Source organism: Streptomyces sp. MspMP-M5, from assembly GCF_000373585.1.
In the GTDB taxonomy this organism is placed as follows: domain Bacteria; phylum Actinomycetota; class Actinomycetes; order Streptomycetales; family Streptomycetaceae; genus Streptomyces.
Genome location: NZ_KB891907.1, coordinates 132587 through 153949, shown reverse-complemented (window position 1 = coordinate 153949; position 21363 = coordinate 132587). Strand labels below are relative to the sequence as shown.

23 protein-coding genes and 2 pseudogenes are annotated in these 21363 nt (G+C 74.2%); 9 read left to right on the top strand and 16 right to left on the bottom strand.

What is annotated here, in order from left to right:
• Positions 1-99 precede the first annotated feature (99 nt).
• Both B073_RS41150 and B073_RS41145 read left to right on the top strand, forming a co-directional pair.
• A complete protein-coding gene (locus B073_RS41150; protein ID WP_018540923.1) occupies positions 100-444 on the top strand; it encodes a hypothetical protein in 345 nt (114 codons plus the stop codon).
• 1025 nt (positions 445-1469) lie between these two features.
• On the top strand, positions 1470-1730 hold the full coding sequence (locus B073_RS41145; RefSeq protein WP_018540920.1) for a hypothetical protein: 261 nt from the start codon (positions 1470-1472) through the stop codon (positions 1728-1730).
• A 112-nt stretch (positions 1731-1842) separates the two neighbouring features.
• On the opposite strand, the gene B073_RS0125485 is transcribed toward B073_RS41145, so the two are convergent.
• Both B073_RS0125485 and ribA read right to left on the bottom strand, forming a co-directional pair.
• Positions 1843-2283: an SPW repeat protein gene (locus tag B073_RS0125485; protein WP_026247717.1), complete on the bottom strand. Its 441-nt coding sequence runs from the start codon at positions 2281-2283 to the stop codon at positions 1843-1845.
• Positions 2284-2425: 142 nt separating this feature from the next.
• A pseudogene (gene ribA / locus B073_RS41140) lies at positions 2426-3079 on the bottom strand (GTP cyclohydrolase II).
• Positions 3080-3184: 105 nt separating this feature from the next.
• On the opposite strand from ribA, the gene B073_RS41135 reads away from it, so the two are divergent.
• A complete protein-coding gene (locus tag B073_RS41135) occupies positions 3185-3937 on the top strand; it encodes a creatininase family protein (RefSeq protein WP_106731959.1) in 753 nt (250 codons plus the stop codon).
• Positions 3921-4583: pseudogene (locus tag B073_RS48180) on the top strand (RibD family protein); the annotation flags it as partial. The gene B073_RS41135 and the pseudogene B073_RS48180, both read left to right, overlap by 17 nt.
• Before the next feature lie 102 nt (positions 4584-4685).
• Here B073_RS48180 and B073_RS47280 read toward each other — a convergent pair.
• From B073_RS47280 to B073_RS0125450, 5 genes are all read right to left on the bottom strand, one after another.
• Positions 4686-5714 carry a lysylphosphatidylglycerol synthase transmembrane domain-containing protein gene (locus tag B073_RS47280; RefSeq protein WP_018540915.1) on the bottom strand — a complete coding sequence of 343 codons (1029 nt, stop codon included), beginning with the start codon at positions 5712-5714 and terminating at the stop codon, positions 4686-4688.
• The gene (locus B073_RS45330; RefSeq protein ID WP_018540914.1) at positions 5714-6595 is read right to left on the bottom strand and encodes a class I SAM-dependent methyltransferase; all 882 of its coding nucleotides are present in this window, start codon (positions 6593-6595) and stop codon (positions 5714-5716) included. Before B073_RS45330 ends, B073_RS47280 begins: the two co-directional genes overlap by 1 nt.
• Positions 6592-7140, bottom strand: coding sequence for a glycosyltransferase family 4 protein (locus tag B073_RS45325; RefSeq protein ID WP_234025164.1), 549 nt, complete (start codon positions 7138-7140; stop codon positions 6592-6594). The genes B073_RS45330 and B073_RS45325 overlap by 4 nt, the downstream gene beginning before the upstream one ends.
• Before the next feature lie 125 nt (positions 7141-7265).
• On the bottom strand, positions 7266-7664 hold the full coding sequence (locus B073_RS0125455) for a 6-pyruvoyl trahydropterin synthase family protein (RefSeq protein WP_018540912.1): 399 nt from the start codon (positions 7662-7664) through the stop codon (positions 7266-7268).
• Positions 7665-7710: 46 nt separating this feature from the next.
• A complete protein-coding gene (locus B073_RS0125450; protein WP_420706461.1) occupies positions 7711-8721 on the bottom strand; it encodes a zinc-dependent alcohol dehydrogenase in 1011 nt (336 codons plus the stop codon).
• Between the two features lie 90 nt (positions 8722-8811).
• Between B073_RS0125450 and B073_RS0125445 the strand changes: the two genes are divergently transcribed.
• The gene (locus B073_RS0125445; RefSeq protein WP_018540910.1) at positions 8812-9585 is read left to right on the top strand and encodes a CDP-alcohol phosphatidyltransferase family protein; all 774 of its coding nucleotides are present in this window, start codon (positions 8812-8814) and stop codon (positions 9583-9585) included.
• Between the two features lie 13 nt (positions 9586-9598).
• On the opposite strand, the gene B073_RS0125440 is transcribed toward B073_RS0125445, so the two are convergent.
• Both B073_RS0125440 and B073_RS0125435 read right to left on the bottom strand, forming a co-directional pair.
• Positions 9599-9997: a DUF6126 family protein gene (locus B073_RS0125440; RefSeq protein WP_018540909.1), complete on the bottom strand. Its 399-nt coding sequence runs from the start codon at positions 9995-9997 to the stop codon at positions 9599-9601.
• 62 nt (positions 9998-10059) lie between these two features.
• Positions 10060-10260 (bottom strand): hypothetical protein, encoded by a 201-nt coding sequence (locus tag B073_RS0125435; protein WP_018540908.1) that lies wholly within the window; start codon positions 10258-10260, stop codon positions 10060-10062.
• Positions 10261-10517: 257 nt separating this feature from the next.
• Between B073_RS0125435 and B073_RS0125430 the strand changes: the two genes are divergently transcribed.
• The 3 genes from B073_RS0125430 to B073_RS0125415 all read left to right on the top strand — a co-directional run bounded on the left by B073_RS0125430 (position 10518) and on the right by B073_RS0125415 (position 13852).
• Positions 10518-11294, top strand: coding sequence for an alpha/beta fold hydrolase (locus tag B073_RS0125430; protein ID WP_018540907.1), 777 nt, complete (start codon positions 10518-10520; stop codon positions 11292-11294).
• A 398-nt stretch (positions 11295-11692) separates the two neighbouring features.
• The gene (locus B073_RS0125420; RefSeq protein WP_051094188.1) at positions 11693-12793 is read left to right on the top strand and encodes a right-handed parallel beta-helix repeat-containing protein; all 1101 of its coding nucleotides are present in this window, start codon (positions 11693-11695) and stop codon (positions 12791-12793) included.
• Positions 12794-12820: 27 nt separating this feature from the next.
• A complete protein-coding gene (locus B073_RS0125415; RefSeq protein WP_018540904.1) occupies positions 12821-13852 on the top strand; it encodes a methyltransferase in 1032 nt (343 codons plus the stop codon).
• A gap of 91 nt (positions 13853-13943) precedes the next feature.
• On the opposite strand, the gene B073_RS0125410 is transcribed toward B073_RS0125415, so the two are convergent.
• From B073_RS0125410 to B073_RS0125380, 7 genes are all read right to left on the bottom strand, one after another.
• Entirely contained in the window at positions 13944-14276 is a 333-nt protein-coding gene (locus B073_RS0125410) for a TcmI family type II polyketide cyclase (protein ID WP_018540903.1), read from the bottom strand.
• A gap of 66 nt (positions 14277-14342) precedes the next feature.
• Entirely contained in the window at positions 14343-14819 is a 477-nt protein-coding gene (locus B073_RS0125405; RefSeq protein ID WP_018540902.1) for an SRPBCC family protein, read from the bottom strand.
• Between the two features lie 2 nt (positions 14820-14821).
• Positions 14822-15094, bottom strand: coding sequence for an acyl carrier protein (locus B073_RS0125400; RefSeq protein WP_018540901.1), 273 nt, complete (start codon positions 15092-15094; stop codon positions 14822-14824).
• A gap of 12 nt (positions 15095-15106) precedes the next feature.
• Positions 15107-16357 (bottom strand): beta-ketoacyl synthase N-terminal-like domain-containing protein, encoded by a 1251-nt coding sequence (locus B073_RS0125395; RefSeq protein WP_018540900.1) that lies wholly within the window; start codon positions 16355-16357, stop codon positions 15107-15109.
• Positions 16354-17622 carry a beta-ketoacyl-[acyl-carrier-protein] synthase family protein gene (locus B073_RS0125390; RefSeq protein ID WP_018540899.1) on the bottom strand — a complete coding sequence of 423 codons (1269 nt, stop codon included), beginning with the start codon at positions 17620-17622 and terminating at the stop codon, positions 16354-16356. Before B073_RS0125390 ends, B073_RS0125395 begins: the two co-directional genes overlap by 4 nt.
• The gene (locus B073_RS0125385; RefSeq protein ID WP_018540898.1) at positions 17619-18053 is read right to left on the bottom strand and encodes a cupin domain-containing protein; all 435 of its coding nucleotides are present in this window, start codon (positions 18051-18053) and stop codon (positions 17619-17621) included. Before B073_RS0125385 ends, B073_RS0125390 begins: the two co-directional genes overlap by 4 nt.
• 138 nt (positions 18054-18191) lie before the next feature.
• Complete coding sequence (locus B073_RS0125380) at positions 18192-19319, bottom strand: SchA/CurD-like domain-containing protein (RefSeq protein ID WP_018540897.1); 1128 nt, start codon at positions 19317-19319, stop codon at positions 18192-18194.
• 291 nt (positions 19320-19610) lie between these two features.
• Here B073_RS0125380 and B073_RS0125375 point away from each other — a divergent pair, with 291 nt between their 5' ends.
• Entirely contained in the window at positions 19611-21245 is a 1635-nt protein-coding gene (locus tag B073_RS0125375) for an FAD-dependent oxidoreductase (protein WP_018540896.1), read from the top strand.
• Positions 21246-21363: the final 118 nt, after the last annotated feature.

Below are 21363 nucleotides of genomic sequence, written 5' to 3'. Positions count from 1 at the left end.
GGGGCACAAAGTGTGCCCCCTCCTTCTTCCCAGGGGCCATACGGTCACTCCCGTCCGACCGACAGCAGACCCCCGCGACCGTGGCGACGGCCCGGGGGCATGGCCATCAACCCCTGGGAGGTTGACGACATGCGCAAACATAGCGCGTGGATCTTCGAACTGCTGCTTCGGGCGTTACTGCCCGGCAAGGGTCGTCACCGGTCCGGCGACGCACCCTCCACCCCCGAACACCCCGACACCCCCACGCTCAGCATCCCGCGCGTCCCCGCCGAACAGCGGTTGCTGCGGGGTGAGGATGTGGCGTTGATCCGTCCGTACATCCTGACCCCCCAGGAGCGCCAGGAGCGGCGGCTGCAGCGTGCCCGGCGCCGGGCGCTGTGGCTCGCGGTACACGGCGTCGACGCGGGGCCGCGTTGGATTCACGGGGTGGAGGTGGCTGGCTGATGCCCGGTCTGAGCGACCCCGTGCACCTGCCGGACCCGTACCCGGAGCCGAAGCCTGTTGATGCGCGGAACTGGTGAAGCAACGCGCCGAGCACCGGAAGAACGGCAAACGTGCGCTCGCAGCTATGTGCACGCTGGAGTTGGAGAGGCACCGCCACACGCGGAAGGCAGTGTCCCGGTGAGTGGGGACGCCCGGCCGCAGTGGTGCGACCAGATCGAGGAAGCGTGGAACCGGCACGTGCGGTATCGGGGGCTCTACCGCCAGCTCGATGCCGCACGGGATGCCCTCAGGTCCCGTATCGCGTGGGTCGATGAGCTGACTGAGCATGAGGCGGAAGAGATTCTGACCGCTCTGCCCGCATGTGTCGAAGCCTTGCAGGATGCGGTCGAAGAGACTCCGAAAGGTCCGGAGGGGACGTCATGAGGGAGCGTAAGAGGGTGGCGGAATGGGCTCTCCAGATCGATCCGGAGTGGAGTGTGCGGCACGTGGCCAAGTGCCTTGTCTGCGGGGAATTCTGCGTGGATACCGCCTCCCCTGGTGAGGCTCGTGAGTGGTGTGTGGAGCACGCGCGTGAAACCGGGGATGACCGCTTCGAGTTGGCCGCGTACGAGTACGTCAGAACCCTCTCGGCCAACCATCCTCCGTCGGTGAACGGCACTTCGCCGGAGTAGACCAGGGCGGGCCGATCCTTCCGCCCGCGTAAGCGCCAGAGTGGTTGAGAGATTCAACTATCGGTCAGGGATCTGGGCCTTTCTCCACTCCCCAACGGGAGGGGACGGGTCGGAGGGGCAGGGGGTGGGTCCGGACGTAAAGCGAAGCAGTCCGGACCCACCCCCTGCCCCGGAGGCCCGGCACCGCGGCCGAACAGCCCCGCGCAGCGGACCAACAAGCCCGCGAAGCGGGCCGGGAAACGCGCCGCAGGCGCAAACGGCAAGCGCCGCCAGACGCAAAATGGCGAACCGCTACGGCGAGGAAGCCGACAACGTGGGGTTAGGCGCAAGCACCCCAAGGGCACAACAACGCTTGTGTGCCCCGACGACGACCCCCGACTCCGTGAGCTCGCGGAGGAGTTCCCGCCCGATGCCGCCCCCTGGGCGGCAACCGCGGCGCCGTTCCGGCGTTGGACGGTGTGGCTGATACTGGCCACCGCGATCGCGGTGCTGGTCACCGGGGTGGCGCTGGCGCACGGGCTGGTGCTGGCCGGTGGGCTGGTGCTGGCCGGTGTGGCCGGGCAGCTCGTCACGCCGAACCGGCCGCCCGGCCGGGATTCCGACCACCGTCGGTAGTCGACTGGGAACCGTCCGTACGCCGCCGGACGTGCCCGGCCCGCCTGCCGTCGCTCTGTAACCGAAGGGCAGGCGGGCCGGTGGTTCTCACGCGCCCGCGCGGGGGCGCGTCTCACGTGACACGGCGGCTCCTCGACGCCACGGCGACACACAGCGCGCCCAGCAGGAACGTCAGGGCGCCGATGACGACGTTGTTCCAGATGACCCCCGCGTCGGGGCCGCGCCCGACGACCCAGGGCGAGATGATCAGCCAGACACCGATCGCAGCCATCGCACCGCTGAGGCCGTACATGCGCTCCGGAGTGACGGTGAACCCGACCGCCAGCAGGGCGATCGCGATGCCGACGATGAGGTTGTGGCTCATCAGCGCCGGCTGCGAGGCGGTGAAGTGCACGATCCACGGGGATACCGCGCAGTACAGACCGACCAGGAAGACCGGCCCGTCGACGAGCACCACATCACGCCCGCCGACCGTCCGCTCAAACCGCTCTCTCATCTCGGAAACGTCGGGGTGACCAGCGAGATCTCCCCTGGGGTGTGAGACGTCGGCCATACGACTCGCCTCCTTCGCTCACAAGTCGGGCCGTGTCGCGTGGCATCAGCCGCGCACCTTTATTTTGCCCTTATGTCGCCTTTATGTGTAGATGTGGGGACAGGAAATTTTGGCGCGATCCGGACAAATCGAGGTCTCCTGGTCAGGGCGGGCCGGGGATGCCGTCCAGATGCGGGAGGTCGTGGTCCAGCCGCTCCCGCTTGGCGCGGAGGTAGCGGAGGTTCTCCGCGCCGGGCGGCACCAGCAGCGGCAGCCGTACGGCGACCGGGACCCCGTACCGCTCCAGCGCCTCACCCTTGCGCGGATTGTTCGACAGCAGTCGTACCGAGCGGACGCCGAGGTCGCGGAGCATCCCGGCCGCGCAGGCGTAGTCGCGGGCGTCGGCCGGCAGCCCGAGCGCGAGGTTCGCGTCCACCGTGTCCAGACCGTCGTCCTACTGAAGCCGCATCGCCCGCAGCTTGGCCAGCAGCCCGATGCCGCGGCCCTCGTGCCCCTGGAGGTAGAGCAGGACGCCGCGCCGCTCCTCCGCTATCGCCCGGAGCGACGCGGCCAGTTGCTCACCGCACTCGCAGTGCGTGGAGCCGAAGGCGTCGCCCGTCAGGCACTCCGAATGCAGCCGGGTCAGCACCCGCTCCCCCGCCGGATCCCCCTGGACCAGGGCAACCTGCTCGGTGCCGGTGCGGCGGTCGAGATAGCCGACCGCCCGGAACTCCCCGTAGGTGGTGGGGAGTCGGACCTCCACCACCCGTCGCACGCCCTCGTCAGCGGCGCCGGACGCGCCATCGGAGTCCGTCATGGCATGATCGTACCCGCGTGCGGACCCGCGGCGGCCGGCCCGGCCCTCGCGGATCCGCCGACTCCCGCCCACTCGCGCCGGATTGCCGGCGAATCGGAGCCGCCGATGCCCACGACCGCACCGGGACACCGGAGTTCGCCCGCCGGACTGCCGACCGACACCACCGAGGACATCCGCACCAGACGTCCCGCGCTGGCCCTGCTGCCCGTCGGCAGCTTCGAACAGCACGGCGCCCACCTGCCGTTGACCACCGACACCCTGATCGCCTGCGCCGTCGCCGAGGAGATCGCCGCGCGCCACGACGTGCTGCTGCTGCCGCCGCTGACGTTCTCGTGCTCCCACGAACACGCCGGCTGGCCGGGCACCGTCAGTCTCTCCGCCCGGACCCTGCACACGGTGGTGAGCGACATCGCCGGGTCGCTGCACCGCGCCGGCCTCGCCGCGCTGGTGCTGGTCAACGGCCACGGCGGCAACTACGTGCTGCGCAACGTCGTCCAGGAGTCCGCGGCGGACGACGGCATCCGGATGGCGCTCTTCCCCGGCCCGGCGGACTGGGACGCGGCGCGCCGGCGGGCCGGTATCGAGACCTCCGCCCACGACGACATGCACGCCGGCGAGACCGAGACCTCGATTTTGTTGCACGCCCGTCCCGAGGTGGTCCGGGACGGGTATGCCGCCGCAGATCACGGCGGCGGCGCGCGGCCCCATCTGCTCACCCTCGGTATGGCCGCCTACACCGCGTCCGGGGTGATCGGGCGGCCGTCGCTGGCCACGGCCGAGAAGGGACGGGCGCTGCTGGCGGGGCTGGCCGAGGCGTTCGACGGGTACCCGGAGGTGTGCGGTGTCGGCGGCGGCTGATCCGCTGGGCGCGGCGGAGGTCTGGGAGCTGCTGCTCGGGGTCCGCGGCGCGGGCGACGCGGTGGCGGTCGGGCTGTCGGCGGACGGCGCGGACGGCCGCGGCGGCGGTGGGGAGCGCGCGGCCCGGGTGCTTTCGCCCGCCGCGGCGGAGCTGGCCGAGCGGTATCTGCCGCTGTGCCTGGCCGGGGCCCGGGTGGCGTTCGGCCAGCTCGGGCAGAGCCTGGACGGCTTCATCGCGACCCGCACCGGCGACGCCGACTATGTCACCGGGGAGGCGGACCGCCGCCATCTGCACCGGCTGCGGGCGCTGGCCGACGCGGTGGTGGTCGGTGCCGGGACCGCGGTGGCCGACGACCCCCGGCTGACCGTCCGCGCCTGTGCCGGGCCCGACCCGGTGCGGGTGGTGCTCGATCCGGGCGGGCGGGTGCCGCGGAACCGGCGGGTGTTCACCGACGGTGCGGCGCCGACGCTGTGGGTGGTCGGCCCGGGGGTGGCCCCGGAACGCGTCGGGGACGGCGTCGAGGTGCTGGCGCTGTCCGGGCGGGACGCGTTCGCCCCGGCGCGGCTGCGGACCGCGCTGGCGGCGCGCGGCCTGGGCCGCCTGCTGGTCGAGGGCGGCGGGGTCACCGTCTCGCGGTTCCTGCGGGCGGGGGCGCTGGACCGGCTGTACCTCACCGTCGCGCCGGTCCTGCTCGGCGACGGCGTGCCCGGCCTGCGCTTTCCCGGTACGCCGGTGATGCGGCGGGCCCTACGGCCGCCGGTCCGGCGGTCCGCACTCGGCGAGGACACGCTCTTCGAGCTGGAGTTGGGGCCGCCGGGCGGCGCGCAGCCCGGCACCCCAGCGGACCAGCAGCACCCCGGCGCCGGGCAGGCTCGCGGCCAGGACGAGCACGCCGTAGACGACGGCGGTGGCCAGGCCCTGCCCGGCTCCCAGCCCGGCGGCGGCGAAGGCCCAGGCCGCGGCGCCCTCGCGGGGCCCCCAGCCGCCGACGTTCAGCGGCAGGGCCATGGCCAGCAGGGCCGGCAGCACCAGCGGCAGCAGGTCGGCGGCCGGCGCCCGTACTCCGGCGACCCGGGCCGCCAGCAGGAACGTCGCCACATAGCCGGCGAGCACGGCGAGTGACGAGGCCGCGACGCCCGTCCAGAGCGCGCGGGCGGCGCCGGCCCGCCGGGCCTCGGCCAGCGCGGTGCGCAGCCGGCCCTCGGGCCGTACGGGCGCGCCCTTGCGGCGCCGGCGTGCACGGACGAGCAGTGCGGCCGCCGGGATGCCGACCGCGCACACGGCGGCCACCGCGAGCAGCGGTCCGGTCTCCGGTGTGCCGAGGGCCCGGCCGAGCGCCGTCCGCACCGGTGACGGCCGGACGGTCAGCACCACCGCCCCGGCCGCGAGCAGGACCAGCTGCCCCGCGGCCCGCTCCAGGACCACCGCGCCGGCGGCCCGCCGCGCGTCGCCCGCGGTGCGGCCGTGGTGCACCGCGCGGTGGACGTCGCCCAGCACGCCGCCGGGCAGCGCGGCGTTGAGGAACAGCGCACGGTAGTAGTCCGCCACCGCCCGGCCCAGCGGGAGCCGCAGGCCGAGGCCGCGGGCCATCAGGCGCCACCGCCAGGCACTGCACACGGTCGTCAGCACGCCGATGCCCACCCCGGCGAGCAGGGTGGCGGCGTCGATCCGGCGCAGGCCGTCGACGAAGACGCCGGAGCCCAGGTGCCACAGCAGTACCGCCAGGATGGCCAGTCCGCCGGCCACCCTCGCCCAGGGCCAGAGGTGACGGATCATCAGCCCGTGCGGGGAGCCGGCACCGGGGCCGGTCCAGGTAGCGCCAGCAGATCGGTGTGGTGCACCGTGACCTCCAACTTCCCCGCCGCGCACGCCGCCAGGCGCCGCCGCAGATATCCCTCGGCCGCGGAGGCCAGCTGCGGGCGCTGCTCCCGGGCGGCGGCCACCCGGCCCCGCAGCCAGTGCTCGGTCAGCGCGCGCTCGGGCCCGGCCAGCCGCCAGGGGCTGGGCCGGGTCACCACCCGCGCGCCGCGCCGGGTGAACGCCTCGGTGGCCGCCGCGACCGCGTCCGGGCCCAGCAGCCGGCGCCCGCCCGCGGTCCGCCGCTGGTGGGCGTCGAACGCGGCGGCGAGCGCGGCGTCGAGCGGGTCGGCCGGGGCGAGATCGACCCGGCCGGTGACCGAGAGCGCCAGCAGGACCGGGCAGCCGGCGCCCGTGCAGGCCGCGGCGAGGGCTTCCAGTTCGTCGTGGGTGAGCAGGTCGAGCAGTGCCGAGGCGGTCACCAGGGACGTGCCGGCGAGCGTCTCGGCGGTCAGGGCGGTCAAGTCTCCGTGCGCGGTCGCGGCCCTAACCGGCCGTCCGTCGGCGGCGGTTGACGGCATCCGGCGCGCGGCGCGAGCCAGCAGATCCGCGTCGTGGTCCTGGAGGACCCAGTGCTGGGGGCCGGGCAGCCGGACCGCGAGCCAGCGGCCCATCGAGCCCGTGCCGCAGCCCAGGTCGCGGATGACGAGACCGCCCGGGCTGCCGGGGCGCTCCGGGGNGGNGGCGAGCCGGTCGCGCAGCGGGGGCAACAGCTCCGGTGCGCGGGCCGCGGCGTCCGCGGGCTCGCGCAACTCCAGCCAGCCGGGGCAGAACCGCGGGCCGCCGACCGCGCCCCTCATGGGTGCCGCGGTGCGGTCCGCAGTCGTTCCAGCGCCCCGGCCAGGCTGTGCGACGTCGTCTCCCACCCCTCCAGCATGGCACGGCGGGCCCGGGCCGCGGCCGCCAGTCGCCGCCGCAGCACCGGGTCGCCGAACCATGTGCGCAGCGCCCCGGCGAGCGCCGCCGATTCGCCGGGCGGGACCAGCAGGCCGGGCACGCTGCCGTCGGGGGTCCACCCGACGGCCTCCGGCACCCCGCCCACCGCCGTGGCCAGCACCGGGATCGCGCGCGCCAGCGCCTCGGTGAGCACCATGCCGTACGTCTCGGCGGACGAGGCGAGCAGCACCAGGTCGGCGGCGGCGTAGCGGGCGGCGAGCGCAGCACCGGTCCGCGGCCCGGCCGGCCGGACGCGGTCCGTCAGACCCAGCTCCCCTATCCGCTCGCGCAGTTGCCGGGCGCATTGCGGGTCCGGGTCCGTCCCGCCGACGAAGGTGCACCTCCAGGGCGCGTCGGTGACGGTCGCGAGGGCGTCCACCAGGCGGCGGTGGCCCTTGCGCGGGGTCACCGACGCCACGCACAGCAGCCCGCCGGCGCCGTCCGTGCCGGTGGCGGGCGGGGCCGGGCAGGACGGCGTGCACCTCGCGCGGGCCCTTCGGGCCGGGGGCGGTCATCGGGTGCGGCCGGGGCGGCTCACAGTGCGCGCTCGTAACTGGCCCAGGCGATATGGGATTCGTGCAGGGTGACGGTGATACCGGCGAGTTCGCGGGCGCCGGCGCCGAGGTTGCCGGCGTGCACCCGGTCGGCGAGCCGGTCGGCGATGACCTTGGCCAGGGCCTCGGTGGAGGTGTTGGTGCCGGCGAAGGCGGGTTCGTCGTCGAGGTTGCGGTAGTTGAGCTCGGCGACCACCGCGCCCAGTTCCTGGGTGGCCAGGCCGATGTCGACGACGATGTTGTCGTCGTCGAGTGCGGGGCGGCGGAAGGTGGCGTCGACGATGAAGGTCGCGCCGTGCAGACGTTGCGCCGGGCCGAAGACCGCGCCGCGGAAGCTGTGCGCGACCATCAGGTGGTCGCGGACGGTGATGCTGAACACGGGTGTCCCTCCAGGTGTGCGGTGAACGGGGCGTCGCGGGGCGGCGTCACGCCGGGTAGCGGATGCGGTGGCAGAGCGCCGGGAGCGTGCCGGAGGCCAGCCGGGGCAGCACCGACGGCAGCTCGGCGAAGGGCGATTCGCCGGTGATCAGTGCGTCGAAGGCGGGGTCGGCGAGGAGGTCGAGCGCCAGCCCGAGCCGGTCGGCGAAGCCGCGCCGGCCGCGGCGGGCCGGGGCGACGGCGCCGACCTGGCTGCTGCGGAGGGTCAGCCGGCGGGAGTGGAAGGACTCCCCCAACGGCAGCGCCACCCGGCGGTCGCCGTACCAGCTCAGCTCGATCACGGTGCCTTCCGGGGCGAGGAGTTCGAGGGCGCGGGCCAGGCCCTCCTCGGTGGCGCTGGCGTGCACGACGAGGTCGCAGTCGCCGTGGGCGTCGGCGGGCAGCGCGAACGGGACGCCCAGCGCGGCGGCGGTGGCGGCGCGCGCCGGATCGGCGTCGATCAGCTGCACCCGCGCGGCCGGGTAGCGGGCCAGCAGCGCGGCGGTCGCGGCCCCGACCATGCCCCCGCCGACCACCGCGATCCGGTCGCCGAGCAGCGGGGCCGCGTCCCACACCGCGTTCACCGCGGTCTCGACGGTGCCGGCGAGGACGGCGCGCGCCGCGGGGACGGCGTCCGGGACCGGGGTCACCGCGTCCGCCGGGACGACGTAGTGCGTCTGGTGCGGGTAGAGGCAGAAGACCGTGCGGCCGCGGAGCGGGTCCGGCCCCTCCTCGACCACGCCCACGCTCAGATAGCCGTACTTGACGGGTGCCGGGAACGCGCCGTCCTGGAACGGGGCCCGCATCGCCGCGTACTGGCTCTCCGGGACGCCGCCGCGGAAGACCAGGCTCTCGGTGCCGCGGCTCACCCCGGAGTAGAGCGTGCGCACCAGGACGTCGCCGGCGCCGGGGCGCGGCAGCTCGGCCGTCCGGATCTCGCCGCGGCCCGGGGCACTGAGCCAGAAGCTCTCGGCGACGCGCGGCAAGGAATCCTCCTGGACGGTGCGGCAAGGCGTCATGAATGCTGAGGGACGCATGCCGGGGATCATGGCGACGCCGTCACCCTACGCGGCGTCCCCCCGGCTCCGCCACAGGGTCGGGGAGGTGCGATGGCCGGACAAGTGCGGTGCGGGGCGCGGCCGTTCGGTCTGGACCTGGTCGTCGGGACGGTCGCGCAGCTGGTGCTGCTGGCGGTGCTGTGCCGGGCGGTGGGGCTGGGCCCGGCGGGCTGGCTGGCAGGCGTCGCCTTCGCGGCGGTCACCGGTTCCGTGCTCGCCCGGGCGGTGCGCGGGTCCTGGCAGCGCAGCTTCGGGCCGGCCAACCGTGTCACGCTGGCCCGGGCCACGCTCGTCGGCGGGGTGACGGCGCTGGTCGCCGACTCCTTCGCCCGGCCGGTGCCGGTGGCGGCGCTGGCGGGACTGGCCGCGGTCGCGCTGGCGCTGGACGCGGTGGACGGGCCGGTGGCCCGGCGCACCGGGACGGCGACGGCGCTGGGGGCGCGGTTCGACATGGAGGTCGACGCGTTCCTGATCCTGGTGCTGTCCCTCTACGCGGCGGGTCCGCTGGGGCCGTGGGTGCCGGCCGTCGGCGCGCTGCGCTATCTGTTCGTCGCGGCGTCCTGGGTGCTGCCGTGGCTGCGTGCGCCGCTGCCGCCCAGCATGGCGCGCAAGACGGTGGCCGCGGTACAGGGCGTGGTGCTCGTCGCGGCGGACGCCGGGATCGCGCCGTGGGCGCTGGAGCGGGGCGCGGTGGCGGGGGCGCTGGCGCTGCTGGTGTGGTCGTTCGGACGGGATGTCGGCCGACTGTGGCGGACCCGGGAACGGGCCGGCGGGGCGGCCGCGGCGCGGGCGGCCGGCGGGGAGCCGGTGGCGCGGGCGGGGTGAGGGCGGGGGCGCGTCAGGTCCCGGCGTGCCGGCCGAGGTAGACGACCAGCGCGAGGAACACCAGCGCCAGGTGGGTCACGGCGATGTAGAGCAGCACCCGTATCCACAGGCTGCGCCGGACCGCCACATGGGCGGCGGCCCGGTGGGTGACCAGGACGGTGGCGGGCAGGCGGGCCAGGCGGGTGCCGGGGCGGACGGCGGTGGCCCGGGCCCGGCGGACGCCGCAGCGCGGCGACATCCGGTGCCGGGCGGCGAGGTCGGGGCAGCTCCGCCCGTGGCCGCGGGCGGAGCGCCGCGGGCCCGGACCGAGGTGGCGGCCCCGGCAGGTCCGGGCGGCGGCGGTGGGTATGCAGGTGCGGGAGCGGACCGCGCGCCACGGCGGCGGCCCTTTGCGTCGTGGTGCGCCGGACATCGGCGGTCACCCGGCTCCGGCGGCGCCGGACCGCACCGGGCGCAGCCGCGGCGGCGTGCCGCTCACTCCGGCGCCCCGCTCCGGGGCACGGCCCCGGAGCCGCGGTCCGGGTCGATCCCGATGCCGTGCGCGATCCGCAGCGCGTCGTCCAGTTCGTCCTCCGCGACGGCCAGCGCATAGGCGTCGTCGGCGGCGCGCGCCGCTTCGACGGCGGCCCGTGCCGCGCGCACCCGCTCCCGTACCGACTCGGCGAAACCGCCCACGCATGCCCTCCGCGTTCAGGCCGACCGGCCATCGCGTTGATCGTTGAACAGGGGAATTCCTCAACTGTAGACGAAGGGCCCGCCGGGTTGAATGGCCGGGGCGCGACCGGCGGGTCCGCTCCCTGTCCCGAACCGGCGGCCCGCCCCCGCCACTTGCCGTCCTTGAATCTCCCGTTACGGGAGCTTCTACGGTCCGGATCCCGCGGCCGCCACCCCCGGCGGACCGCGTGCTGGACGAGAAGCGAGGAGCACGTGCGATGACCGCATTCGTCTTGGTGTCGGGCGGTTACACCGGTGGCTGGATCTGGCGGGAGATGGCCGCGCTGCTGCGGGAGCGGGGGCACACCGCGCTTCCGGTGACGCTGACCGGGATGGGCGACCGGCGGCATCTGGCCGGACCGGACACGGACCTGGAGACGCACATCGAGGACATCGTGCAGGTGCTGGACCACGAGGACGTGCGCGAGGGGGTGCTGGTGGGGCACTGCTACGGCCTGCTCCCGCTGCTGGGGGCCGCCGACCGGCGCCCGGACCGGGCGGCCGCGCTGGTCTACCTGGACACCGGGCTGCCCGGGGACGGCGACGCGGGGGTCGACGTGATGCCCGACCCGGCCGTGCGGGACCGGCTGCTGCGGCGGGCGGCGGAGGTGGGCGGCGGGCGGTTCCTGCCGCCTCCGCCGCTGGACGACGAGGAGCTGTGGGGCAGCCTCACCGGTGTGTCGCCCGCCGACCGGGAGCGGCTGGCGCGGCTGGCGGCGCCGCAGCCGCTGGCGACGCTGACCCGGCCGCTGCGGCTGACCGGCGCGGCCGCGGAGCTGCCCGGCACCGGCGTCTTCTGCACGGCCAACGGGGCGAGCATCGCGGCGGTGGAGGCCCTGGTGGCCACCGGGGATCCGCGGTTCGCGGTGCTCACCGAGCCCCGGGTGGGCTTCTTCGACCTGGACACCGGGCACTACCCGATGCTGTCGCGGCCCGGCGAGCTGACCGAGGTGCTGCTCCGGGCGGCGGCCGGCGAGGGCCGCCGGCTGGGCTGACCCGACGCGGCGGGCGGGCCGGTCCGGCGGCCACCTCGGTAGCGGCCGTTGGAGTGATGAAGCGGCCGGGAGGCGGCGGACGGGTGTCGTCCGGCCGCGTGACGGCGTTGAGCATCCGTGACCGTCCCGCGCCTCCGCCCGTGGTTCCTGCCCGCCAGCCTCGCGGCCCTGTTGACGGAGGTACTGCCGGACGGTCCGGCTGATGCCCCGTCCGATCCCGGGCCGGGCGGGGCGGCCGACCAGCGGCCCGTCCCCGTGAGCACCGAACGGCCGGCCGCGCCGCGCTCCCCCCGGCGCCGGCCGGCCGCCCCCGGCCCGGAAAGCTGACCGCTGCACGCACTGTGCCCACCGGGTTACCCCGTGTGGCGAACGCGGATGATCGCCCATAGCTTCGCCTCATGGCACTACGACAAAAGGCCCGCAGGGCACGGCGGATGAGCTACCTGGGCTGCGCGGCGGCGGTCCTGGCCGGGGCACTCGGTACGGCCCCGCCGTCCCAGGCAACGCCGGACCGGGACGACGAGGTGCTCGTCGTCCACCCCGGCGAATCGATCCAGCGCGCGGTGGACGCGGCGCACCCCGGCGACACCGTGCTCCTGCTGCCGGGCGTGTACCGCGAGAGCGTCCTGATCGACAAGTCGCATGTGACGCTCCGCGGGTCCGACGGCCACGCCGTGATCGCCCCGCCGGCCCGGCGGGCGGGGAACCGCTGCGGGCGGGACGGCGACGGCATCTGCGTCACCGGCGGCGCCGGCGGCCCGGTCACCGGCGTCAAGCTCCAGCGGCTGACCGTCGAGGGCTTCCGCCGGAACGGCGTCTGGGCCTCCGGCACCGAGGACTTGACGGTGCGCGGCGTCACCGCGCGGCACAACGGCCAGTGGGGCATCGCGCTGGAGAAGTCGCTGCGCAGCCGGCTGAGCGACAACACCGCCTCGGAGAACGGCGACGCGGGGATCTTCCTGGCCAACGCGGTCACGGAGGAGGGCGGGGCGCTCGACACCCGGCGCACCCGCATCGAGGACAACCGGCTGACCGGCAACCGCATCGGCCTCACGGCCCGGCGGCTGCGGAACCTGCTGATCGACCACAACACCATGGCCGAGAACTGCGCCGGGATCTTCGTCGTCGGCGACGAGAACCGGCCCAAGGCCGGGGCGCTGACGGTCCGGGACAACGAGGTCGCGCGGAACAACAAGCACTGCCCGAAGACCAAGCGGCTGCCGTTCCTCCAGGGCTCCGGCGTCGTCCTCACCGGCACCGAGGAAACCCTGGTCACGCACAACCTCGTCCGCGACAACGTCGGCACGTCACCGCTCTCCGGCGGCGTGGTGCTCTTCCCCAGCTTCGTCAAGACCACCGGCGAGCGGAACGTCATCAGCGACAACGTCGTACTGCGGAACGCCCCGGCGGACCTGATCAACGCGGACCGGGACGGGCGCGGGAACGTCTTCACCCGCAACACCTGCCGGACCTCCAGGCCGGCCGGGCTGTGCGGCTAGCCCACGTCAACGGAGAATCGAGGCGGCATGACCACCGTGAGCCCCACCCCCCAGGCCACCATGCGGCTGCGGGAACTCATCTTCGGCGCCGCGTGCGCGGCGGCCGTCCGGGCGGCCGCCCGGCTGCGCGTGGCCGACGCGCTGGGCGAGCGGCCCACCCCGGTGGAGGAGCTGGCCGCCGCGGTGGACACCGAACCACGGCCGCTGCGGCGGCTGCTGCGGGCACTGGCCTGCTACGGGATCTTCGAGGAGACCGAGGACGGGTCGTTCGCCCACACCGAGATGTCGCGGCTGCTGCGGGAGGACGCCCCGGACAGCCTGCGCTCCATCACGCTGTGGTGCACCGAGCCGTGGACCTGGGAGGCGTGGCCGCGGCTGGACGACGCGGTGCGCTCCGGCCGCAACGTCTTCGAGGACCTGTACGGCAAGGGGTTCTTCGCCTACCTGCACGAGGACGCCCAGGACTCCGCCCGGGTCTTCGACCGGGCGATGACCGCCTCCAGCCGGCAGTCGGCCCGCGACATCGCCGAACTCCTCGACCTCACCGGGGTGTCGTCGGTCGCGGACATCGGCGGCGGGCAGGGCCATGTCCTGGCCGGCCTGCTGGAGAAGCACCCGGCGCTGCACGGCACCCTGCTGGACCTGCCGTCGGTGGTGGGCAGCGCCGACCCCCGGCTCAGGGAGGGCGGTGACCTGGCCGACCGGGCGCGGATCGTGCCCGGCGACTGCCGCGAGGACATCCCCGTCCAGGCCGACCTGTACATCATCAAGAACGTCCTGGAGTGGGACGACGACAGCACCCGGCGGACGCTGGGGAAGGTCGTCGAGGCGGCCCGGCCGGGTGCCCGGGTGGTGGTCATCGAGAACCTCGTCGACGACAGTCCGTCGATGAAGTTCACCACCGCCATGGACCTGCTGCTGTTGCTGAACGTGGGCGGGGCCAAGCACTCCAAGGAGAGCCTGGTGCGGCACATGGCCGAGGCGGGGCTGCAGGTCCACGACATCGTGGTGGTCAACCCGTATCTGCACGCCTTCGAGTGCACCGTCCCGGCGAAGTGAGGCGGGCGTGAACGGTCCGGCGGACGCGGTGGCGGCCGCCCCGTCCGGCATAGCGGGGACGGGGAGGCCGGTCACCGTGCGCCGGCCGGGATCAGCCGGCGCCGTCCCGCTCCCAGCGGTAGAACTGCCGGGCCATGGCGTCCTCGGGACTGCGCCAGGTCTCCGGGTCGTAGGCGCTGACGTACGCCGACAGCCGCCGGCTGATGGACCGGAACTCCGGGTGCTGGTGCACCTTGGCGATCTCCGGGCCGGGCGGCACGTCGGACTCGATGAGGTGCAGGTACACGTCACCGAACTGGAACAGCGTCCGCCGGTTGACGCCCACCAGGTGGGGCAGCTCGGTGCGGTCCGAGGCGGCGAAGACCTCGGCGATGTCGGGAGCCGAGCCGGGCTCCATCCGGGCGACGATCAGAGCGTGGTGCATCGGGGAGGTTCCCTTCGTTGCCGCCGGGCGGCGGTCCGGGGTGGGGCCGACGAGGTGCCGGGCGCGTCAGTCGACCGGGGCACCGGCGCGCAGTTCGCGGTCGCGCTGCTCGATCCGGTCCCGGATGAGCTCCATCTGGATCCGGGAGTTGCGGTTGATGTGCTCGGTCATGCCCCGGTCGTCGATCGGCGCCTCGGGCTTCATGGCGAAGTCCTGGGTCCAGTGCATCGAGGTGCCGCCGGGGATCTCCTGGTACTTCCAGAAGATGTCCATGAACTTGAACGGGCCGGTCTCCACGCGGCGGGCGCGGACGGTCAGCGCGCCGCGGTCCGGGGTCCGCTCGGAGACCCAGCTCCAGACCTTGCCGTTCTCGTCGGGGTGCATGGTCAGCCGGAAGGTGGTCGTCTCGCCCTCGCGGGAGAGCACGTCGACGGAGGCGTACTCGCTGAAGAGGCGGGGCCAGTTCTGCAGGTCGTTGGTCATGTCCCAGACGAGGCTGAGCGGGGCGGCGATGGTGATCTCGTTCTCGGTGTGGCCGGGCATGGTCAGGCTCCTGTCGTAGTGGTCGTGGTGACGGTGTCGGTGTTGACGAGGTCGAGGAAGTCGCGGGGGGTCCTGGCGCGTTCGGCGTCGGGCGGCAGCGTCCGGCCGTACCGGTTCTCCAACTCGCCCACGATGCCGAGCAGGCCCAACGAGTCCAGGCCGTACTCGGCGAAGGTCGCCTCGGGCCGGTCCGCCATCTCCTTCGGGTCGACGGTGAGGCCGGCCGCCGACTTCATCAGCGTGGCCAGTTCGTCGAGGGTCAGTCGAGCGGTCATGGGTTTCTCCTTTCAGGAGGGGGACTTCTCGCACCGCCGCAGCACCAGCGCCGCGTTGGAGCCCATCAGTCCCCGGCTCAGCACCAGCGCCGTCTGGAGCTCGGCGGGCCGGGACCTGCCGGTCACCACGTCGAGGTCGACGTCGACCTCGACGATGTTGGGGGTCGGCGGCACGACGGAGCCCTCCATGGAGAGCACCGCGGCCGCGATGTCCAGGACGGGGGCGCCGCAGTACGCGCGGCCGATGCCGGTCTTGGGCGCGGTCACCGGCACCTCCGCGGCGTGCCGGCCCAGGGCGTCGGCGAGCGCCTGCGCCTCGGCCCGGTCCGCCGCGAGCACCCCGAGGGCGTCCGCGAAGACCACGTCGACCTCCTCGGGGGCGCAGCCGGCCTCCGCCAGCGCACCCTCGATCGCCCGCGCCAGGCCCTCCCGGGACGCGTCCCAGAGGGCGGCCCCGGTGAAGGTGGCGGCGTGACCGGCGAGCACGGCCCGGGGCCGGGAGCCCCGGTCCACGGCGGCGGTCCGCTCCTCGACGACGAGCATCGCGCCGCCCTCGGCGGGCACGAACCCGCACGCCGAGGAGGTGAACGGCCGGTAGGCGCGGTCCGGTTCGACGACGCGGCTGAGGTCCTCGTAGCCGAGCTGGCAGACCACCGAGTAGGGGGCCAGCGGCGCCTCGGCGGCGCCCACCACCACGGCGTCGGTGCCGCGGTGGATGGAGCGGCTGGCGTGCGCCAGCGCGTCCAGTCCGCCCGCCTCGTCGCTGGCCACCACGCCGCACGGCCCCTTGAAGCCGCCGCGGATGGAGATCTGGCCGGTGCTGGCCGCGTAGAACCAGGCGATCGACTGGTACGGGCCGACATGGCGGGAGCCCTGGCCCCACAGGTGCTGCAACTCCCGCTGGCCGAACTCGCCGCCGCCGGAGCCGGCCGCCGTCACCACTCCCACCGCGAACGGCGAGCGGTTGTAGTCGGCCCGGCCCAACAGGGCGTCGTCCAGCGCGAGGTTGGCCGCGGCCATCGCGAAGTGCGTGAACCGGTCGGTCTGGACGAGGAAGCGCTCCTCGATCAGCTCGGTCGGGTCGAAGTCGCGGACCTCTCCGGCGACCTTCAGCGGCAGCTCCTCGCAGCCCTTGCGGGTGACCGTGTCGAGGACGCTGATGCCCTCCTTGGTGGCCTTCCAGAAGGCTTCGGTGTTGGCCCCGTTGGGGGCGATCACCCCGATGCCGGTGACGACGGAACAGCGTGTGCGCGGGGAGCTCATCGGGTCCTCCCACCCGGGCGGGTCAGGACCACGGCCGACTGGAACCCGCCGAATCCGCTGCCCACGGACAGCACCGACCGCAGCGGCACTTCCCGTGCGGTCTTCGGCACGTAGTCGAGGTCGCACTCCGGGTCCGGGTTCTCGTAGTTGGCGGTCGGCGGGACCACCTGATGGATCAGGGCCAGGACGCAGGCGACGACCTCGATCGCGCCGATCGCGCCCAGCGAGTGGCCCACCATCGACTTGATCGAGCTCATCGGCACCTTGTAGGCGTGGGCGCCCAGCGACCTCTTGACCGCGGCGGTCTCGTGGCGGTCGTTCTGCTGGGTTCCCGAGCCGTGCGCGTTGACGTAGTCGACCTGGGTGGGGTCGAGCTGCGCGTGGGCCAGCGAGCGGTTGATCGCCTCGGCCATCTCCAGGCCCTCCTGGGTCAGGCCGGTCATGTGGTAGGCGTTGCCGAAGGTGTTGTAGCCGCGGATCTCGCAGTGGACGGTGGCACCGCGGGCCCGGGCGTGCTCCAGCTCCTCCAGGACGAGGACGGCGCCGCCCTCGCCCATGACGAAACCGTCGCGCCGGGCGTCGAACGGCCGGGAGGCGTGGGCGGGGTCGTCGTTGTTGGCGGAGGTGGCCTTGATGGCGTCGAAGCAGGCCACCGTGATCGGGGAGATCGGCGAGTCCGAGGCGCCCGCGACGCAGACGTCGGCCCGGCCCTCCTCGATGGTGTGGAAGGCGTATCCGACCGCGTCCAGACCGGAGGTGCACCCCGTGGAGACGGTCTGCACCGGGCCGTGCGCGCCGATCTGCTCGGCGACCGCGGACGCCAGCGAACTGGGCGAGAAGGCCCGGTGCAGATGCGGCCCGGCGGGCCGGGGGTCCACGTCCCAGCGGCGGCCGGAGTCGCTGACCGCCACGTAGTCGTGCTCCAGGCGCGTGGTGCCGCCGACCGCGGTGCCCAGGGACACTCCGATCCGCCAGGGGTCCTCCCGCTCCAGGTCCAGGCCGGCCTCCCGCAGCGCCTCCGCCGCGGCGACCAGCGCGAACTGGATGTACCGGTCCGACCTGGCCACCTGCTCCTCGTCCAGGCCGTGCGCGGCCGGATCGAAGTCGCACTCGGCGGCGATCCGGGACCGGAAGCCGGTCGGGTCGAAGAGGGTGATGCCGCGGGTGGCCGTGCGTCCGGCGGACAGCAGGTCCCAGAAGGCCGGGATGCCCACGCCGCCGGGGGCGACGACACCGAGGCCGGTGACCGCCACGCGGCGGGTCATGACACCGGCTCCGGTCGTTCGGGTGGGGCGGCCGGTGTGCTCTCCTCGGAGCCCTCGGTGTCGACGTGGCCCAGTTCCGGCCGCGGCGCCAGCGGGCCGAGGTGGAAGACCATCCGGGCCTCGGTGTCCCCGACGTTGCGGAAGCGGTGCCGCATGTACGGCGGGATCATCAGCCCCTGGTCCGGGCGCAGCGGGTACGTCACCCCGTCGAGGTCGGCCTCCAGGGAGCCCTGGACGACGTAGACGAACTCCTCGGAATACGGGTGGTAGTGCTCGCCGATGCGTTCGCCGGGCTGGACCAGTGCCATGCCCATGAAGCCGCTCGTGGCGCCCACCGCGCCGGGTGTCAGCATGGCACGCAGATCACCTCCGCGCCGGCGGTTGGGCTGGGTCTCGCTGAGGTCCACGATGCGTGGGCGGTGCGTGGTCATGGCTGATTCCTCCAAGGGCGTGATGCCGGTGGACGGGTGGGACGGTGCGGACGTCGAGAAGGACGAGAAGGACGGGAAGGCCGAAAGGGGGCACGGCCGGGTGCGGCCGGTGCGCCCGTCGGCGGGCGGCCGGCGCGCTCAGGCGCCGGGGGCCCGGCGGTCGGTGACGAGGTCCATGTCGGCGCGGGCCAGGAAGCGCGCCAGCTCGCGCTCGCTGGTCATACCGCCGGCCACGTCGCCGTCGAGCAGCCGCCGCAGCACGGCGAGGCTGCGGGGTCCACGGGCGCCGAGGGACACCAGCGGGTCGCGGTCGAGCGGGGCCCGCAGATCGACGAGGCGGACGACGATGTCGTCGCGCTGGAAGATGGTGCTGCTGTGGACGGGGCACGCCGGGTCGTCGGCGGTCTCCTCGTCCTGACGGGCCAGCAGCTGGGCCAGCGTCATACCGCAGCCCTCCTTGGCCGGGTAGAAGAGCGCATGCCGTTCGAGGTCCCCGGAGTCCCCGGTCTGCCGGCCGCCGATCGCCACGTGGTGGACCGCGGGCAGTGCGGCGCGGGTGAAGAACACCCGGGCGGAATCGGGGTCGTTGAGGTCCCGGTCCTGCTCCAGGTACGGGTTGATGGCCTCCTCGACGGCCCGGACCTCGGGCTGCCGGGAGACATGGCGCAGCGCGGCGACCAGGTCGCCCTGCACCTCGATGGTGCGCACGACGCGGTTGCCGTACATGAAGAGGGAGGTGCGGAGCAGCCGGGTGTCGGCGTCGACCCGGGCCTCGGGGGAGGTGTAGCCGGAGAGGATGCCGGCCACCGTCGACTCGCTGCCGGGCTTCACGGTGAAGGTCAGGGCGTGCCGGACCACGCCGTCCCCGACGCGGGGGTGCGCCTGGAGCCGGCCCTTGACGGACTCGGGGGCGCCGGCCGCGGCACCGGAGGTCTCGCGCAGGACGCTGAAGCGCAGGGAACGGGTATCGCGTACGCAGCTGTGCAGCGGCTGCACCATCTTCACGTGCTCCTCGCTGTTGACCCAGGCGAGGAACGGCGGGGCGCTCTCCCACTCGCTGGTGATCAGCCACTGGGAGGGGTTCTCGATGGACTGGCACAGCTGGTCGCTGATGTGCCCGGGGACGGACGCGACCTGGTTCCGCAGCTGCTCATAGGCTTCCAGGAACTGCTGCTGGGCACCTTCCTGCAGGTCCAGCAGAAGCACGACCCGGAGTCTGGATCCGTCGAAGGCGGACTGCGATATTCGTTCCGACAGCGGTGTCATCGTGTACGCATCTCCTCCGGGGCGGCGGGCCCCTGTGGTGCGTCGTCGGTTCCGGGCGGCCCGGGATTCCGGTGCCTCCCGCACTCCCGGTGCGATCCGGGCGACTGAGCCGATTGGGGGGACCTCCGGCCCCGGCGTGTCGCGGGCGGCGGTCCGGATTCGATCGTGGCCAACACCCACGGTCGGCGCGAGATCTGTGAGCCATGCAGGTGAACCGTGATGGAAGGCGCCACAGGCCGGGCATGCGTTGCTCCATCTCCCGTATGCGTCGCTGGAGCTGGAGCCAAGCACATGAACCCGAAGGCCGAAGACCGGGTGCCGGTACTGATCGTGGGCGGGTCCCTGGTGGGCCTGTCCGCGTCGCTGTTCCTGGGGCGCCTGGGGGTCCCGCACGTCCTGGTCGAGAAGCACCCGGCCACCTCGCGGCATCCACGCGGGAGGGGGAACAACGTCCGCACGATGGAGCTGTACCGGGTGGCCGGCGCCGAGCGCCGGATCCGTGCGGCGGCCTCGGTCCTCGCCGACAACCACGGGATCCTCCAGGCCCGTTCACTGACCGGCGACGAACAGGAGTGGCTGTTCCGGGAGATCGACCCGGGCGGCGCGCTGGCCCGCTTCAGCCCGTCCCGGTGGTGCCTGTGCAGCCAGAACGACCTGGAGCCGGTGCTGCTGCGGTGCGCCCGCGAACTCGGCGGCGACCTGCGGTTCCACACCGAGCTGATGGGCTGCGACCAGGACGCCGACGGGGTCACGGCCGTGCTCAAGGACCGGGACACCGGCGAGCGCACCACCCTGCGCGCCGACTACCTCGTCGCCGCGGACGGGCCGCGCAGCCCGGTGCGGGAGCGGCTGGGCATCGGCCGGTCCGGCCCCGGCGACCTCTTCCACAACGTCAGCATCACCTTCCGGGCCCCGGAGCTGGCCGACGCGGTCGGCGACCGCCGCTTCATCGCCTGCTACCTGACCGACCCGGAGGCCGACGGGGCGCTGCTGCCCGTGGACAACCGCGCGGAATGGGTCTTCCACGCGCCCTGGCACCCCGAGCGGGGCGAGACCCTGGAGGACTTCACCGACGCGCGCTGCATCGAGCACATCCGCCGGGCCACCGGCGTACCGGGCATGGCGGTCGAGATCACCGGCAAGGCGCCCTGGCACGCCGCGGAGCGGGTCGCCGAGCGGTACTCCGCGGGCCGGATCTTCCTCGCCGGCGACTCCGCCCACGAGATGTCCCCGACGGGCGCGTTCGGCTCCAACACCGGCATCCAGGACGCACACAACCTCGCCTGGAAGCTCGCCGCGGTCCTCGACGGCTCCGCGGCCCCCGCGCTGCTGGACACCTACGAGGAGGAGCGCCGGCCGGTGGCCGAGGTGACCAGCGCCCGCGCCTCGGCCCGGTCCGCCGAGCACAGCCACCCCGGCTACGACCCGGGCCCCGGTGGCGGCGGCCGGCAGCGCGGGGTGCTGACCGTCGCCCTCGGCTACTGCTATCCGCGCGGCGCGGTCATCGGCGCCGACCCCGAACTCCCCGTCGTCCCCGAGCGGATGCGGCTGACCGGCGAGCCGGGCACCCGGGCCCCGCACCTGTGGGTGCATGCGGACGGCGAGCGGCGCTCCACGCTGGACCTCTACGAGCGGTCGTTCGTCCTGCTGACCGGCACCGAGGACGGCAAGATCTGGCGCGCCGCGGCGGAGGCCGCCGCGGCGCACTGGACGGCCCGGCTGGACCACTACCGCGTGGGTACCGACGCCGACGCCGACCTCGTCCCGGAGGGCGGCGCCGACTGGGCCGAGCTGCACGGGACGACCCCGGAGGGCGCGGTCCTGGTACGACCCGACGGCTTCGTGGGGTGGCGCGCCGAGGGCCGCGTCGCCGACCCGGAGGGCGCACTACGCGAGGTACTGGGCGGCCTGCTCCGCCGGGCCTGACCCAAGGAGGCGGCCGGACCGGGCCGCAGGCTCTCTCCCCCTCCTCCCCTCCTCTGGAACGTATCTTCTGACCGTCACCGCCGCAGGGGTCATCTGGCGCGTGACCGGCCCCGTGCCG

What these genes read in the sequence shown, in the direction of transcription:
- B073_RS0125380 (WP_018540897.1), bottom strand. Translation starts at nt 19,319, where the DNA reads ATGACACCGCTGTCGGAACGAATATCGCAGTCCGCCTTCGACGGATCC.
- B073_RS41150 (WP_018540923.1), top strand. Translation starts at nt 100, where the DNA reads ATGGCCATCAACCCCTGGGAGGTTGACGACATGCGCAAACATAGCGCG.
- B073_RS0125420 (WP_051094188.1), top strand. Translation starts at nt 11,693, where the DNA reads ATGGCACTACGACAAAAGGCCCGCAGGGCACGGCGGATGAGCTACCTG.
- B073_RS0125405 (WP_018540902.1), bottom strand. Translation starts at nt 14,819, where the DNA reads ATGCCCGGCCACACCGAGAACGAGATCACCATCGCCGCCCCGCTCAGC.
- B073_RS0125485 (WP_026247717.1), bottom strand. Translation starts at nt 2,283, where the DNA reads ATGGCCGACGTCTCACACCCCAGGGGAGATCTCGCTGGTCACCCCGAC.
- B073_RS0125430 (WP_018540907.1), top strand. Translation starts at nt 10,518, where the DNA reads ATGACCGCATTCGTCTTGGTGTCGGGCGGTTACACCGGTGGCTGGATC.
- B073_RS0125385 (WP_018540898.1), bottom strand. Translation starts at nt 18,053, where the DNA reads ATGACCACGCACCGCCCACGCATCGTGGACCTCAGCGAGACCCAGCCC.
- B073_RS0125415 (WP_018540904.1), top strand. Translation starts at nt 12,821, where the DNA reads ATGACCACCGTGAGCCCCACCCCCCAGGCCACCATGCGGCTGCGGGAA.
- B073_RS0125445 (WP_018540910.1), top strand. Translation starts at nt 8,812, where the DNA reads ATGGCCGGACAAGTGCGGTGCGGGGCGCGGCCGTTCGGTCTGGACCTG.
- B073_RS41135 (WP_106731959.1), top strand. Translation starts at nt 3,185, where the DNA reads ATGCCCACGACCGCACCGGGACACCGGAGTTCGCCCGCCGGACTGCCG.
- B073_RS0125410 (WP_018540903.1), bottom strand. Translation starts at nt 14,276, where the DNA reads ATGCACCACGCTCTGATCGTCGCCCGGATGGAGCCCGGCTCGGCTCCC.
- B073_RS47280 (WP_018540915.1), bottom strand. Translation starts at nt 5,714, where the DNA reads ATGATCCGTCACCTCTGGCCCTGGGCGAGGGTGGCCGGCGGACTGGCC.
- B073_RS0125390 (WP_018540899.1), bottom strand. Translation starts at nt 17,622, where the DNA reads ATGACCCGCCGCGTGGCGGTCACCGGCCTCGGTGTCGTCGCCCCCGGC.
- B073_RS0125395 (WP_018540900.1), bottom strand. Translation starts at nt 16,357, where the DNA reads ATGAGCTCCCCGCGCACACGCTGTTCCGTCGTCACCGGCATCGGGGTG.
- B073_RS0125440 (WP_018540909.1), bottom strand. Translation starts at nt 9,997, where the DNA reads ATGTCCGGCGCACCACGACGCAAAGGGCCGCCGCCGTGGCGCGCGGTC.
- B073_RS0125375 (WP_018540896.1), top strand. Translation starts at nt 19,611, where the DNA reads ATGAACCCGAAGGCCGAAGACCGGGTGCCGGTACTGATCGTGGGCGGG.
- B073_RS0125400 (WP_018540901.1), bottom strand. Translation starts at nt 15,094, where the DNA reads ATGACCGCTCGACTGACCCTCGACGAACTGGCCACGCTGATGAAGTCG.
- B073_RS0125450 (WP_420706461.1), bottom strand. Translation starts at nt 8,721, where the DNA reads ATGACGCCTTGCCGCACCGTCCAGGAGGATTCCTTGCCGCGCGTCGCC.